We start from the raw sequence: 13050 nt of genomic DNA, 5'->3' as shown, positions 1-13050 counted from the left end.
CATTCTTGTAGGTTTTATGGATAAGGCGCAGAAACCACTCAGTGAGGCAGACGCACGATCGGCGCGCCGGGCACGCAGCACACCAGCGCGCCCCGGCGTTCGACGCACAGCAGGCGGACCAGGGACTGCAGAACAGGGGCAAGCCAAGGTGTTTGGCGGGACAGCGCGGGGCTACGCATCAGCGCGCGGCGCGGCAGGTGCAGGATGGAGCTGGAGGTTTTCATCGACGGTACCTGTTTTGTTTTTGTGGGCCGGTTCCCTCGGTTCAAGGCGGGCTTGAGCGCGGAGGAAACCTGCTAGTCGGCAACCTGGAAACGACTTTATTGGAAAATAATTTCTATATCAACTCATTTTAGAATTTTGTTCCAAACTCATTCCGCGCCCGGCAGCGTGGCCATTTCCACCACCCGAGAGTGCTCCGCGCTCAAGCGCGCGGCGTCCAGAACCCGGGTGGTGGCCAGCGCCTCGGCCGGGTCCACGGGTAGCCGCCCCTGCCCTTGCAACGCCGCCTGCCACTGTTTATAGAACTGCAGCCAGTCGCCGCGCTCGGAGGCCACTCGCTCGCGGACTTCGCCCTGCTCGAACCAACCCCAGCGCCGATGTTCCTCGACACCCCAGCGCTCACCCTCGTTCCGGGGCGACAGGCCGGCGACCAGCGCCGCCTCCTGGCCGTCCAGGCCCTCGACCGTATAACAGCCCGCCGAACCGCTGACCCGAAACCGCGGCCCCGGGCAGTTCTGCAGACAACTACCAGACAAATGTGAAACCACGCCGCCTGCGTGGCTCAGGGCGAGAAAGAACCCGTAGTCGCAACCGGGCGCCTGGGCGGCGTACTGCAATTCGGCGTAGACCCGGCGCACCGGGCCGAACAGCAGCAAGGCCTGGTCCACCAGGTGGCTGCCGAGGTCGCGCAGGAAACCGCCACCACTGGCATTGCCCACGGCCTCGGGTACGTAGCGTTCGACCCGCGATTCGAAGCGGCTGATGCGCCCCAGGACGCCGGCGTCGAGCAGCTTGCGCAGGGTGAGGAAGTCCGAGTCCCAGCGTCGGTTCATGTAGACGCTCAGCGGCACCTGGCGGCGGGCGGCGGCCTCGATCAGCGCCTGCGCCTGCCCGGCGTCGCTGGCGAACGGCTTGTCGCTGACCACCGCAACGCCCCCTTCGATGGCCTCATGCACCAGCGCCGCGCGCCCCTCCAGCGGAGTGGAAATCACCAGCGCGTCGACCCCGGCCGCCAGCAGCTGCGCGAGGCTGTCGAAGGCCGGCACCCCGGGGTGCTCCACCGCCAGCAAGCGCCGGCGCTCGGCCGACAGGGTCACCACCCCGGCCAGGGTCGCGCCGGGCAGGCTGGCGATCAGCGGCGCGTGAAAATGCCGGCCGCCATGGCCGTAACCCACCAGTCCGATTCTCATCAGAAAGCCTCCTTATATAGAACCCGCCTACAGGTACAGCGGTCGTTCAGTTGTAGAAGGCCGGGCGCGGTGGCTGTACGACCTTGACGATCTGCCCGCTGTGCTGCGCTTCGATGCAGGCATCGGCCGCCACTGCCGCGGCGTAGCCGTCCCAGGCCGACGGGCCGCCCACCTGCCCGGCGCGCACGCCGTCGATAAAGGCCTGCAACTCGACATCGTAGGCGGCGATAAAACGGTCCTTCCAGTCCATCAGGATCGCGTTGGACAGCTTGGCCTCGCTGCGCAGTTGCACCTGGGACGGTTCCGGTAATTTGGCGATGCCGGTCTCCCCCACCACTTCGCACTGGATGTCGTAGCCGTACTGGCAGTTGACGAACACCTCGACGTCGATCCGCGTGCCCTTGGCGGTTTCCAGCAGCACCACCTGCGGGTCGCGCAGGTGGGCCAGGGCCTTGCTCGACTGGCGCGGGAACACTACCTGCACCGACACGTAGTCGTCGGCCAGCAGCCAGCGCAGCACGTCCAGTTCGTGGATCAGGGTGTCGGTGATCGCCATGTCGGTCTTGTAGTGCTCGCCGACCCGCGGGTTGCGGTGGGCGCAGTGCAGCATCAACGGCTCGCCGATCCGGCCACTGTCGATCACCGCCTTCAGGGCGCGGTAGCCGGCGTCGTAGGGCCGCATGAAGCCCACCTGCACCAGGCGCTTGCCATGGGCCATCTCGGCCTCGACGATCTTGCGGCAGCCGGCGGCGGTCACCGCCAGGGGCTTCTCGCAGAACACCGGCTTGCCCGCGGCGATGGCGGCCAGCACGAACTCTTCATGGCTCGGCCCCCAGGAAGTGACCAGCACCGCCTGCACTTCCGGCGCCTGGATCAGCGCGTGGCCGTCGGCATACACCTCGGCGGCGATCTGCAACTCGGCCACCACCTTGGCCGCCTGCTGCAGGTTGATATCGGTGACCGCCACCACCCGGCTGCCCAGCAGGGTCTGGCTGCAACGACGGATATGGTCCTGGCCGATGGCCCCGGTACCGATGACGCCTAGCTTCAAAGACATGGATGCACTCCTTATTGTTGTTCGAACAATCAGTACTGCCGGACCTTGGCCAGGCGTTCGTTGAGTTGCCTGGCCGCCGCGTCGGTGCGGGCGCTGGTGGACACCTGCGCCACCCCGACCCGCCACCAGGACAGGTAGTTGTGGATCATGGTCTTGGGCAAAACCTTGATATCGATCAGGGTCGAGACCGTCTGGGTCCGCGCATCGGCCAGGGCCGCCCGCAGCTCCTCCACGGTCCTCACCTTGTAGGTCTTGCAGCCGTAGGCCGCCGCGCTCATGGCGAAATCCACCGGCACCAGGCCGCCGTCGAGCTTGTTGGTCTGCGGGTTGCGAAAGCGGAACTCGGTGCCGAAGCTGTCCATGCCGTTGCCCATCTGCAGGTTGTTGATGCAGCCGAAAGCCATGTTGTCCAGCAGCACCACGTTGATCTTGCGCCGCTCCTGGATCGAGGTGGCGAGCTCCGAGTGCAGCATCAGGTAGGAGCCGTCGCCCACCAGGGCATAGACCTCCCGCGCCGGCTCGGCGAGCTTGACCCCCAGGGCCGCGTTGACCTCGTAGCCCATGCAGGAATAGCCGTACTCCACGTGGTAGGTGCCTACCCCCTTGCTGCGCCAGCTGCGTTGCAGGTCGCCGGGCAGGCTGCCGGCGGCGGCGACTATCACCGCATCGTCGGCCAGGGTCTGGTTGAGCACGCCCAGCACCCGACTCTGGGTCAGGCAGGAGCCGGTCAGCTCGATGAACTCGCGCAGCACTGCCGGGTCCAGGTGGTCGGCGACCTCCGGGACGAAGCCGTCGGCGTGGTATTCGACCTGATGGAGCCGGTCCACTTCTGCGTCCAGTTGTGTCCGAGCCTCGGCGACCTGCTCGCCCCAGGCCGCCTGGTAATCCGTGGGCGCCAGGGCCTCGGCCAGGGCATCCAGGCCGTCCCGGGCATCCGCCAGCAGCTGCACGCCATCGAGTTTCAGGGCATCGCAGGGGTTGATATTGAGGTTGAGAAACTGCGCGTCGGCGCGGAACAGCGACTTGGAGGCGGTGGTGAAATCGCTGTAGCGGGTGCCGACGCCGATGATCAGGTCCGCGTCCTTGGCCAGCAGGTTGGCCGCCAGGCAGCCGGTCTCGCCGATGCCGCCGACGTTCAGCGGATGGCCGGAGACCACCGCGCTCTTGCCGGCCTGGGTTTCGGCGAAGGGAATGCCAAAGCGTTCGGCGAAGGCCTGCAATACCGTATTAGCCCCGGAGTATCGGACCCCACCACCGCAAATCAGCAGCGGCTTGCGTTTGCCGGCAAAGGCCGCCACGGCATCGGCCAGCATGGCCGCACTGGCCGGCCGGCGTTCGATGCGGTGCACGCGTTTTTGCAGGAAATAGTCCGGGTAATCGTAGGCTTCGGCCTGCACGTCCTGGGGCAGTGCCAGGGTCACCGCGCCGGTTTGCGCCGGGTCGGTGAGCACGCGCATGGCGTGGATTGCCGCGCTCATCAGTTGTTCGGGGCGGTTGATCCGGTCCCAGTATTGGCTCACCGCCTTGAAGGCATCGTTGGTGCTGATGCTCAGGTCGTGGAACTGCTCGATCTGCTGCAGCACCGGGTCCGGCTGGCGGCTGGCGTAGACGTCGCCCGGCAGCAGCAACAGAGGGATGCGGTTGGCGCTGGCGGTCGCCGCGGCGGTCAGCATGTTCGCCGCGCCCGGCCCCACCGACGCGGTGCAGGCGTAGATCTTGCGCCGCAGGTGCTGCTTGGCGAAGCCGATGGCGGCGTGGGCCATGCCCTGCTCGTTGCGCCCCTGGTGCACCAGCAGCCCGCCGCTGTCCTGCTCCAGGGCCTGGCCCAGGCCGAGCACGTTGCCGTGGCCGAAAATGGTGAAGACCCCGGCGACGAACTTGCTCTCTACCCCATCGACCTCGACGTACTGGTTGTCGAGGAATTTCACCAGGGCCTGGGCCATGGTCAGTCGTGTCGTAGTCATGCTTGCACCTTGCTGAAGACGCTGAAGGTTATTGCCGTGCCGTTTATGCCAGGGCGTGTTTGAGGTGGTCGATGCTGGCGCCGAGGGCCTGGCGGATGTCCGCGAGGCCGTGGACACTGGCGGCGAACGGCTCGAACGACAGGTAGCCGCTGTAGCCCCGCGCGAGCAGGGTCTCGATCTGCGTCCGGTTGCCGAGGATGTCGCCCTTGCCCACCAGCACCCGGTGGCCGTCGCGGATGCTCGCCAGCGGCACCTCGCGCTCCTCGACCCCGGAGATATGCACCAGCGCGGTCAGCTCGGGGAAGAATTCCTGCTCCCCGGCCAGGTGATGGTGAAAGGTGTCATGCACCAGGCGGAACACATCCAGCCCACCGCAGGAGCGGATCGCCTCCAGCGCCTTGCGCTTGCGCCGCAGGGAGCATTCCTCGAACCCCAGGGGCTCGATGAAACCGAGAATCCCATGCTCGCGCAGGATCGGCGCCAGTTCGCTCAAGGCCGTGCGCAGGCCGGCGTTGCGCTCGGCGGCATCGCGGTTATCGGCGCGGTCGTTGAGCGGGCACATCACCAGGCCCCGGGCGCCGCAGTCGCGGGCATAGGCGGCCAGCTTCAGGGCCTGGGCACGTCGCTCGTCGTTCCAGATATCGAAGGGATACAGCGCATTGATCGACAACACCTGGATGCCGCGGGCCGCGCACATCTGGCGCACCTGTTGCGGCGGCGTGCCGTCTTCGATCTCCACGCCTTTGAGGTCGTTGCGAAGCTCGATGGCATCGGCCTTCAGGGCCACCGCCAGCTCGAGGAACTCGGGCAGGGGCAAACCCGGGGCAACCATCCGATTGAGGGCGAAACGCAGGGGCTGGCTCATTATTCTTGTTCTCCTGGGCAACGAGTCGAAGGGCGTTACTGGGCGGTGGGCATGCTGAACTCGGGGCCCTTGGCGATGCTGTCCGGCCAGCGCTGCATCACGCTCTTGTAGCGGCTGTAGAACCGCAGGCCTTCCTCGCCATAGGCATGGTGGTCGCCGAACAGCGAACGCTTCCAGCCGCCGAAGGAATGCCAGGCCATGGGCACCGGAATCGGCACATTGATGCCGACCATGCCGACCTTGATGGTGCGGGCGAAAGCCCGGGCCACGCCGCCGTCGCGGGTGAAGCAGGACACGCCGTTGCCGAACTCATGGGCGTTGATCAGCGCCACCGCGCTGGCGAAGTCCGGCACCCGCACGATGCCCAGCACCGGGCCGAAGATTTCTTCCTGGTAGATGCTCATCTCGGGCGTCACCCCATCGAACAAGGTGGCGCCGACAAAGAAGCCCTGCTCCGCCCCCGGCACCTTGAAGCCACGACCGTCTACCAGCAGCTGCGCGCCCTGGGCCACGCCCTGGTCGATGAAACCTTCCACCTTGGCCTTGTGCTCGGCGGTAATCAGCGGCCCCATGTCGCTGTCGCCCTGCATGCCGTTGCCGATCTTCAAGCGGTCGATGCGCGGACGCAGCTTCTCGATCAATCGGTCGCCCACCGCGCCCACCGCCACGGCGACGGAGATCGCCATGCAGCGCTCGCCGGCCGAGCCGTAGGCCGCACCGATCAGGGCATCGGCGGCCTGGTCGAGGTCGGCGTCGGGCATCACGATCATGTGGTTCTTGGCCCCGCCCAGGGCCTGCACGCGCTTGCCGCGGGCCGTGGCCTGCTGGTGGATGTACTCGGCGATCGGAGTCGAGCCGACAAAGGAAATCGCTTCGATGTCCGGGTGCTGCAACAGGCCGTCCACCGCCGCCTTGTCGCCCTGGACCACGTTGAACACCCCATCCGGCAGCCCGGCTTCGCTGAGCAGACGGGCCAGCAGCAGGCTGGCGGACGGGTCGCGCTCGGACGGCTTGAGGATGAAGCAGTTACCGGCCACCAGGGCCAGCGGGATCATCCACAGTGGCACCATCACCGGGAAGTTGAACGGTGTGACCCCGGCGCACACGCCCAGGGGCTGGCGCAGATTCCAGTTGTCGATACCGCCACCGATGTTGTCGCTGAAGTCGGTCTTCATCAGGCTCGGCGCGCCGCAGGCGAACTCGACGATCTCGAGGCCGCGGGTCACTTCGCCATGGGCGTCGGACAGCACCTTGCCGTGCTCGCGGGTGATGATCTCCGCCAGCTCGTTGTGGTGCCGCTCCAGCAGTTCCTTGAACCTGAACATCACCCGCGCCCGACGCAACGCCGACTGCTCGGACCAGGCCGGAAAGGCCTTGAGCGCCGAGGCCACGGCGGCGTCCACGGTCTGCGGGCTGGCCAGGGCGACCCGGGCCTGCACGCGGCCGGTGGCCGGGTTGAACACATTACTGAAGCGCTCGCCGCTGTCCTGCACCTGACCGTCGATGTAATGGCCGATTACCGGGGCGTCACTCATCACTCTTGTTCTCCATTCAAATGTCGGACATCAGAGATCCAGCAGCCAGCTGTGCTGCGGATCGTTATGGAACTGCCAGACCCGCTTGGGCCCGGCCATGACGTTCAGGTAATAGGACTCGTAGCCGTAGGGCACGCTGACCGGGTGATACCCCTTGGGCACCACCACCAGGTCGTGCTGCTCCACGGCCATGGCCTGGTCGATGCTGCGGTCGTCGGTATAGACCCGCTGGAACACGAAGCCCTGGGGCGGGTTGACCTGGTGGTAGTAGGCCTCTTCGAGAAAGCTCTGGTGCGGCAGGTCGTCGGTGTCGTGCTTGTGCGGCGGGTAGCTGGAGGAGTGCCCGGACGGCGTGCGCACCTCCACCACCAGCAGCGAGTGGGCCGGCTCGCTGTCCGGCAGGATGTCGCAGACATAACGGGTGTTGGCGCCCTTGCCACGTACGCTGCGCTTCATGCTTTCGGGGCGGATCAGCCGTGGGCCGAGGCCTTTGGCGGCGGAGCTGTTTGTAATAGGGCCGGGCGCGGCGCAGACGGCGAGCTGCACATCGCTCAAAGCCGTGACCCGGGCCTGGCTGCCGGGCGGCAGGTAGACGGCGAAGGGCGACTTGTCCTCGAACACCGATTGCCGGTCGCCGAGGTTGTCCCAGGCAAAGGCGCCCTGCCCCGGCGCTTCGCCCTGGATGCCGATGCGGCCGCTGAGCAGGACCAGGCACAGTTCCCGGTCGCCGGCATTGATTGGCAGGCTTTCGCCGAGGCTCAGGCGGTAGGCGGCAAAGCCGACGTATTGCAAAGCCCCTTCAGGCAACTGGACCATGGTCCGGCCCTTGGCCGCGCTTTTTACCAGCAAGCTCATTGTCCGGTGCTCCTTTTGAGCAGTGCATCATCGAGCAGACCGCGCAAGGTCTCGTAACCCTTCTTGGCGTAGACATAGCTGGGGGCCACCGCCGGGTCCTGTTCGGCCTCCACCACCAGCCAGCCCTGGTAATCGGCGGCCAGCAGTTCGTCCAGCAGCGCGGCGAAATCGATATCGCCGTCCCCCGGCACGGTGAAGGTGCCGTTGACGATGCAGTCGGGGAAACTCCAGAGGTGGTTGCGCGCCAGCTGCACCACCGGCTTGCGCACGTCCTTGAAGTGCACGTGGCAGATACGATCGACGTGTTTGCGCAGCACTTCCAGGGGTTCGCCGCCGCCCATGTAGCAGTGGCCGGAATCGAACAGCAGGCCGACTTCGCTGCCGGTGCGGCTCATCAGTTGGTCGATGTCCGCCGGCGATTCGACGTAGGCGCCCATATGGTGGTGATAGGCCAGGCGCACGCCCTGGGACAGGGTGAAACGCGCCAGCTCCGTGAGCTTGTCGGCGTAGTCCTGCCAAGCCTGCTGGCTGTGAAAGCGCGGGCGCTCCACTAGGGGGATGCGCTGGCCCTGGATCGAGTCGGCCACTTCGCCGTAGACCAGGACCTTGGCGCCGTTCTGCGCCAGCAACTGCACATGGCTGGCGATGGCGTCGATCTCCTCGGCCACCGAGCGCCGGGCCAGTTGGCTGGAGTACCAGCCCGAGACCAGCGCCAGGCCGTAGGGCCGCAGCACATCGCCGACGCCCTGGGCATCCTTGGGGAACTTGCCGTTGAGCTCGAAGCCTTCGTAGCCGATCTCCTTGCCTTCGCTCAGCGCCGTGCTCAAAGGCGTTTCGCCGCCCAGGGATGGCAGGTCGTCGTTGCTCCAGGAAATCGGGTTGATGCCAATTCGGATTGCGGGCATGGCTGCACCTTTTATTGTTTTCCAAACCAGTTCTGAAAAATCCCGCCGTAACCGCCGCCTCTGTAGCCGCTGCCGAGCGTTAGCGAGGCTGCGATCGGCTGCGTAGCAGACGCGCTCTTGAAATCGCCGGAAGGTCCTGCGGACCTTATCGCAGCCTCGCTAACGCTCGGCAGCGGCTACAGGGATTTGTGCCAGGTTTAGGTTCGCGTTGTGTGTCAGGGTTTTGTGTTCAGCCGCGTGCCGCGCGCCAGGCGTCGATCAGTTCGACGAAGGTCGCCTGTACCCGGCGGATCAGGGTCTCGTCGTCGATCTCCCCCGCCAGCCAGGCGCGGCTCGGTTCGTGGAAGATCGTGCGGCCCACGGCGAAGCCTCGGCAGGTGCGGCTGGCAGCGGCCTGGCGAAAGCCTTCGGCCAGGGCCGCCGCCGGGGCGTTGAGGCCCAGCAGCACCACGCCGCGGCAATAGGGGTCGCGCTCTTCGATCAACGCGTCGAGGCGGGTCCAGTCTTCAGCGCTTTGCGCCTCGATCTTCCACCAGGCCGGATAGATGCCCAGGTTGTACAGGCGCTTGAGGGCGCGATAGAGCACGTCCGGGTGCGCCGCGGGGTGGTCCTTGGGCGGAATGACTTCCAGCAGCAGCTCATGGCCGCTGACCTGGGACGCCTGGTACAGGCCCTTGAGCTGCGCCTCCTGCTCCAGGCGCAGCAGCGGCTCGTCGTCCGGGTGGTATTGCACCAGGCACTTGATGATCTGCTCCTGAGGCCAGGCGATCAGGTTGCTGCCGATCGAACGCCCGTGCTCGAAGGCCAGCGGCCGCGAACCCTGGACCTCCACCGGCCGCGCCACCCACCAGCCGCGGCCGGTGGCAGCGTTCAGCGCGTCCTGACCGAAACGCTGGTCGGCCAGCAGCCCGACATCGGCAGCGATGCCCTGCTCGCCCAGGTCGGCCTCGACCCGTTCCACCGCCTGGATAAACAGCTGCTTGAGTTCACCAATGGCCTTGAGTTCGCGCCCGCCCTTCTGCGCCAGCTCCACCAACTGCCCGCGATGGTCGAAGGCGAAGACGAACAGCTGCTTCCAGGCCTTGCGCGGCACGCTGACCTGATGCAGGCGCTGCAGGGTCGCATCCTGGTCCGGCCGGGTGATGGGCACCGGGCTGCTGAACAGGTAATCCAGCTCGGCGCGGGTCGGCATCGCCGGGGCGCAGGCATGGCGCGACACCACCAGACCGCCGCAGGCATTGGCCAGCTGGCAGCAGCGCTGGTCGCTGGCGTCCTCCAGCCAACCGCTGAGGAAACCGGACATGAACGCATCCCCCGCCCCCAGCACGTTGAGCACTTCGACCCGCACCCCCGGATAAATGGCGCCGTCTTCCAGGCGCGCGGGGATCGCCCCGTGAATCACCGTGCAGCCCTGGGGGCCGAGTTTGACCACCAGGGTCGCGGCGGTCCGCGAGCGCACGGTGCGCAAGGCCTCGAGCAGATCGGTGCCGCCGCCGGCGATAAGGAATTCTTCTTCGGTGCCGACGATCAGGTCGAAGCGCGGCAGGATCTTCTGCACGTGCTGGCTGACGTTGCGGTCGGCGACGAACCGGGTCTCGCCGTCGGCCTTGCCCGCCAGGCCCCAGAGCACCGGGCGGTAGTCGATGTCGAGCACGCGCCGGACGTTATGCCGCTCGGCATAGTCCAGGGCCTGGAGGCTGGCCTGGTACACGCCGTCGGTGGAAAAATGGGTGCCGGTGATCAGCAGCGCCTTGCTCGAGGCGATAAAGGTCTCACTGATGTCTTCGGCGCGCAGGGCCATGTCGGCGCAGTTTTCGCGGTAGAACACCAGGGGGAAGGTTTCGCGGTCCTTGAGACCGAGCAGGACCATGGCGGTCAAACGCTCGGGGTCGACCTTGATCGCGCTGACATCGCAGCCTTCACGGGCCAGGGACTCCACCAAAAAGCGCCCCATGTGATCGTCGCCAACCCGGCTCAGCATCGCCGAGCGCAGGCCCAGGCGCGCGGTGCCGAAGGCGATGTTGGCGGACGAGCCGCCCAGGTACTTGGCGAAGCTCGAAACATCTTCCAGCCGGGCCCCGACCTGCTGCGCATAAAGGTCGACGCCCAGGCGTCCGAGGCAAATCAGATCCAATTGACGCCCACTGGCAAAACGAGTCTGGCCCATGCTGGCTCCTGTTATTTTTATCAGCCTGCGCGTGGCACCGAGGGAGGCGCCGAACGCTCTTGGTGGGTGCAGACTAAAACGTTCGCCGGTGCCAATCAATATTTTTTCTATAAAATTTTTACGTGGAATATTTTTTCCAATAAACTTTTTCAAGGCCAGTCCAGGCAGCGTGCATCGTTTCAGCAGGCGCCGCTGGCCCGGCGCCTCAAGATTTTCCCCGCGCCGACCCTGTAGACTGCGCACAGCCCACCTATTGTCAGGGAACGGAAGAACAGGCCCGTTCCCGTCAAGTAACAGCCAGACAGCACATGCCAGAAGGATTGCCTATGTCCCGCACCGATCAGCCGGCCATGAACGAGAACCTGCCAGACAGCGACCTCGCCAGCCCACCGATCAACGCCGAGCGCCTGCTGCAGCTGATCACCCAGGAATACGAAAGCCTGCCGCGCCAGCTCAAGCGTATCGCCAGCTACATGAGCCAGCAGAGCGACCGGATCATGGTCGACCGCATCAGCGACATCGCCCGCGAATGCGAGGTGCATCCCTCGGCCATCGTGCGTTTCTCCCAGCGCTTCGGCTTCAGCGGCTTCAGCGAAATGCAGGCGCTGTTCCGCGAGGCCTACACCCACAAGACCACCCCGGTGCAGAACTACCAGCAGCGCATCCGCAGCATGATCGCCAACAAGTCGCAGAAGGCCAGCGGCGGCGACCTGGCGCGCGAGTGCGTCAACGCCACCCTGTCGGGCATCGAGCGCCTGGGCCTGGAGCTGGACGACGCAGCCTTCGACAAGGCCGTGGACCTGGTGGTCAACGCCGACAACATCTACGTGGTCGGGGTGCGCCGCTCCTTCGCCGTGGCCGATTACCTGGTGTACAACCTGCAGCACACCAACAAGCGCATCCACCTGGTGTCGGGCCTGGGCGGCAGCTACCGCGAACAGATGCGCAGCATCCGGCCCAACGACCTGGTGATCGCCATCAGCTTCACCCCCTACGCCAAGGAAACCCAGCACTGCCTGCGCATCGCCCAGCACAACCAGGCCAAGACCCTGATCATCACCGACAGCAACCTGTCGCCCCTGGCCAAGCGCGCCAACAGCGTGCTGCTGGTCAACGAGGGCAGCTCCTTTGCCTTCCGCTCCCTGAGCGCCACCCTGTGCCTGTGCCAGGCGCTGTTCATCGCCGTGGCTTACCGCCTGGAACTGAAGGTCGACGAGATGCACGAACAGGCGGGGTTCGAGGACTGATCCTCAGCTCGCTGCGTGGGTATGGGCCTGCAACGCCCCCGGCACGCCGGTACGCCGCAGGCCGCCCTCCTCGACCCAGGCCAGGGTCTGTTGGTGGGCCCGGTGCAACAGCTGATCGGTCTGGCTGAAGTCGAACACCGAGATGCCCAGCGGGCACAAGGGCGTGACCACATGGATCGCCGCCTGGGGCGAATAGAGTTCGATGTCCCGCACCAGCTGGCGCATGCTCATCAGGTTCAGGGTGTGCAAGGCCAGGGCGATCAACCCGGTGGGCGGGCGTGGGCAGGCGCAGCCGAATCCCGTCGGTACCACTATGACCCGGGTCGCCCCCAGGGATACCGCCGCGGCGATCGGGGTGTTACTGGCGACGCCACCGTCCACCAGCAGCTTGTCGCCGATCTGCACCCAGGGAAATACCAGCGGAATCGCCGCGCTGGCCAGCAGCGCCTGCTCGACGCTGCCGCTGGACAGCAGCTCCTCGGCCCCGGTGAGCAGGTTGGTGGTGACGATATGCAGGGGCAGTTCGGTGTCTTCGATGCGGGTCACCGGCAGCGCCCGGCGCACCAGGTTCGCCAGCGCCGACGAGGGCAGCAGGCAGCCGCGGCGCTTGAGCAAGGACGACAGCGCATCGATGAAAGAAAACGGAAACACGTCGGCCTTGTGCAAGCCACGCCAAAAATCGGCCAGCTCGGCAACGCCCCGGGCAGTGGGCCGGGCGGCGAAGTAGGCACCGTTGAGGGCGCCGACCGACGCGCCGACCACCAGGTCGAACGCCACCTGCTTTTCCAGCAGCGCCCGCAGCATCCCCACCTGGACAGCCCCGAGGCTGCCGCCCCCGGCGAGGACAAGGGCGGTTTTAGTGGGATGCATAGCGATTCTCCTGCGAAGGCTTAGGCGTTGCTTTCTACACGATAGCCCTGTCCTCCCTCCTGCCACGAAGGCCCTCTCGCCAGGGCATGCGTTTCATCTGAAAAGCCGACACCGGGCAAGTCCGGCACCTACGCTGGGTAACGGATGTTCCACGGCAGAACGGGTTGCCGGCG

At 66.1% G+C, this 13050-nt stretch carries 11 protein-coding genes; 1 reads left to right on the top strand and 10 read right to left on the bottom strand.

Annotation, left to right across the window (positions count from 1 at the left end):
• Window positions 1-38: 38 nt before the first annotated feature.
• The 9 genes from ACQKQA_RS12190 to ACQKQA_RS12150 form a co-directional block, all read right to left on the bottom strand.
• The gene (locus tag ACQKQA_RS12190) at window positions 39-224 is read right to left on the bottom strand and encodes a hypothetical protein (protein WP_427557293.1); all 186 of its coding nucleotides are present in this window, start codon (window positions 222-224) and stop codon (window positions 39-41) included.
• Window positions 225-371: 147 nt separating this feature from the next.
• Window positions 372-1412: a Gfo/Idh/MocA family protein gene (locus tag ACQKQA_RS12185; RefSeq protein ID WP_427557290.1), complete on the bottom strand. Its 1041-nt coding sequence runs from the start codon at window positions 1410-1412 to the stop codon at window positions 372-374.
• A 46-nt stretch (window positions 1413-1458) separates the two neighbouring features.
• Window positions 1459-2469, bottom strand: coding sequence for a Gfo/Idh/MocA family oxidoreductase (locus tag ACQKQA_RS12180; protein ID WP_427557288.1), 1011 nt, complete (start codon window positions 2467-2469; stop codon window positions 1459-1461).
• Between the two features lie 29 nt (window positions 2470-2498).
• Complete coding sequence (gene iolD / locus ACQKQA_RS12175; RefSeq protein WP_427557285.1) at window positions 2499-4433, bottom strand: 3D-(3,5/4)-trihydroxycyclohexane-1,2-dione acylhydrolase (decyclizing); 1935 nt, start codon at window positions 4431-4433, stop codon at window positions 2499-2501.
• A gap of 43 nt (window positions 4434-4476) precedes the next feature.
• Window positions 4477-5298 carry a TIM barrel protein gene (locus tag ACQKQA_RS12170; protein ID WP_427557282.1) on the bottom strand — a complete coding sequence of 274 codons (822 nt, stop codon included), beginning with the start codon at window positions 5296-5298 and terminating at the stop codon, window positions 4477-4479.
• Between the two features lie 35 nt (window positions 5299-5333).
• Window positions 5334-6833 (bottom strand): CoA-acylating methylmalonate-semialdehyde dehydrogenase, encoded by a 1500-nt coding sequence (locus tag ACQKQA_RS12165; protein WP_427557280.1) that lies wholly within the window; start codon window positions 6831-6833, stop codon window positions 5334-5336.
• A 30-nt stretch (window positions 6834-6863) separates the two neighbouring features.
• The gene (gene iolB / locus ACQKQA_RS12160; protein WP_427557277.1) at window positions 6864-7688 is read right to left on the bottom strand and encodes a 5-deoxy-glucuronate isomerase; all 825 of its coding nucleotides are present in this window, start codon (window positions 7686-7688) and stop codon (window positions 6864-6866) included.
• The gene (iolE, locus tag ACQKQA_RS12155; protein ID WP_427557275.1) at window positions 7685-8593 is read right to left on the bottom strand and encodes a myo-inosose-2 dehydratase; all 909 of its coding nucleotides are present in this window, start codon (window positions 8591-8593) and stop codon (window positions 7685-7687) included. The genes iolB and iolE overlap by 4 nt, the downstream gene beginning before the upstream one ends.
• Window positions 8594-8822: 229 nt before the next feature.
• Entirely contained in the window at window positions 8823-10760 is a 1938-nt protein-coding gene (locus tag ACQKQA_RS12150) for a bifunctional 5-dehydro-2-deoxygluconokinase/5-dehydro-2-deoxyphosphogluconate aldolase (protein WP_427557272.1), read from the bottom strand.
• Window positions 10761-11086: 326 nt separating this feature from the next.
• On the opposite strand from ACQKQA_RS12150, the gene ACQKQA_RS12145 reads away from it, so the two are divergent.
• The gene (locus ACQKQA_RS12145) at window positions 11087-12007 is read left to right on the top strand and encodes a MurR/RpiR family transcriptional regulator (RefSeq protein ID WP_427557269.1); all 921 of its coding nucleotides are present in this window, start codon (window positions 11087-11089) and stop codon (window positions 12005-12007) included.
• A gap of 3 nt (window positions 12008-12010) precedes the next feature.
• Here ACQKQA_RS12145 and ACQKQA_RS12140 read toward each other — a convergent pair whose 3' ends face one another.
• The gene (locus tag ACQKQA_RS12140; protein ID WP_427557267.1) at window positions 12011-12877 is read right to left on the bottom strand and encodes a patatin-like phospholipase family protein; all 867 of its coding nucleotides are present in this window, start codon (window positions 12875-12877) and stop codon (window positions 12011-12013) included.
• Between the last annotated feature and the right edge of the window lie 173 nt (window positions 12878-13050).

It is taken from the genome of Pseudomonas sp. NPDC089530, from assembly GCF_050280705.1.
Lineage (GTDB): Bacteria > Pseudomonadota > Gammaproteobacteria > Pseudomonadales > Pseudomonadaceae > Aquipseudomonas.
This window is presented reverse-complemented; position numbering and strand designations above follow the sequence as displayed.

What these genes read in the sequence shown, in the direction of transcription:
- ACQKQA_RS12165 (WP_427557280.1), bottom strand. Translation starts at nt 6,833, where the DNA reads ATGAGTGACGCCCCGGTAATCGGCCATTACATCGACGGTCAGGTGCAG.
- ACQKQA_RS12145 (WP_427557269.1), top strand. Translation starts at nt 11,087, where the DNA reads ATGTCCCGCACCGATCAGCCGGCCATGAACGAGAACCTGCCAGACAGC.
- iolB (WP_427557277.1), bottom strand. Translation starts at nt 7,688, where the DNA reads ATGAGCTTGCTGGTAAAAAGCGCGGCCAAGGGCCGGACCATGGTCCAG.
- iolD (WP_427557285.1), bottom strand. Translation starts at nt 4,433, where the DNA reads ATGACTACGACACGACTGACCATGGCCCAGGCCCTGGTGAAATTCCTC.
- ACQKQA_RS12170 (WP_427557282.1), bottom strand. Translation starts at nt 5,298, where the DNA reads ATGAGCCAGCCCCTGCGTTTCGCCCTCAATCGGATGGTTGCCCCGGGT.
- ACQKQA_RS12140 (WP_427557267.1), bottom strand. Translation starts at nt 12,877, where the DNA reads ATGCATCCCACTAAAACCGCCCTTGTCCTCGCCGGGGGCGGCAGCCTC.
- ACQKQA_RS12150 (WP_427557272.1), bottom strand. Translation starts at nt 10,760, where the DNA reads ATGGGCCAGACTCGTTTTGCCAGTGGGCGTCAATTGGATCTGATTTGC.
- ACQKQA_RS12180 (WP_427557288.1), bottom strand. Translation starts at nt 2,469, where the DNA reads ATGTCTTTGAAGCTAGGCGTCATCGGTACCGGGGCCATCGGCCAGGAC.
- ACQKQA_RS12185 (WP_427557290.1), bottom strand. Translation starts at nt 1,412, where the DNA reads ATGAGAATCGGACTGGTGGGTTACGGCCATGGCGGCCGGCATTTTCAC.
- iolE (WP_427557275.1), bottom strand. Translation starts at nt 8,593, where the DNA reads ATGCCCGCAATCCGAATTGGCATCAACCCGATTTCCTGGAGCAACGAC.
- ACQKQA_RS12190 (WP_427557293.1), bottom strand. Translation starts at nt 224, where the DNA reads ATGAAAACCTCCAGCTCCATCCTGCACCTGCCGCGCCGCGCGCTGATG.